The sequence below is a fragment of the Methylobacterium sp. WL18 genome, from assembly GCF_008040015.1.
Taxonomy (GTDB): Bacteria; Pseudomonadota; Alphaproteobacteria; order Rhizobiales; family Beijerinckiaceae; genus Methylobacterium; species Methylobacterium mesophilicum.
The window spans coordinates 1-655 of record NZ_VRVD01001208.1 but is presented as its reverse complement, the minus strand read 5'-3'; the positions used below and the strand labels follow the sequence as shown (position 1 = coordinate 655).

The following is a 655-nucleotide window of genomic DNA, read 5'->3' as shown; positions in this document are numbered from 1 at the left end:
GCAGGACACCGCGCCCCGGCTCGCGCGCCTCGCCCTCGACGCGAGGCGGATCGCCCCGCCTGCGCTCTGCCAGGTCGTCCGCGGGACCCGCGACGACGGCCGGCCGGTCTTCCTGGTGATTCCGACGGCCCCGGTGAAGCTGCCGCGCCCGCGGCCCGCCACCCCGGCGGTGCAGCAGCCGGAGGCACCCGCGAGCGAGCCGCCGCCGGCCGCCGTCCCGGTCGAGACGTTGGCCCTGAAGACGGGCGACCGCTTCCTGTGGCGCAGCGACGCCTCCGGGGCGCTCACGACGCTGACCGGGTCCGAGGGCCTCACCGGCCTCATCGGCCAGCGCTGGCAGGATCTCGCCGGGAACGGCCGGATCACCGGCGCCGACGGGATGTTCGCGGCGCTGGGCGAGCGCATGACCTTCCGCGCCGAGCCGGCCTGCCTGGATCTCGGCGACGGCCCGTTCCAGGTCGAGCTGTCCGGCGCACCGCTGGGGCGGGGGGACGCGGCGTTCTCCGGCTTCGGCGGGTTCGGGCTGGTGCGCAGCGTGCCGGCAGCGCGCGTTGCGAACACGGCGTCGGCCCCGATCGCACCGGCCGCGACGCCCGAAGAACCACTGGCGCCCGATGCCTCCGCCCTGTCAGTGCCGGCGCCCACCGCGCCGGAG

Annotated in this window: 1 pseudogene; it reads left to right on the top strand. The window is 77.6% G+C overall.

Annotated elements, in window-relative coordinates:
- A pseudogene (locus FV228_RS31865) lies at positions 1-655 on the top strand (PAS domain-containing sensor histidine kinase); the annotation flags it as partial.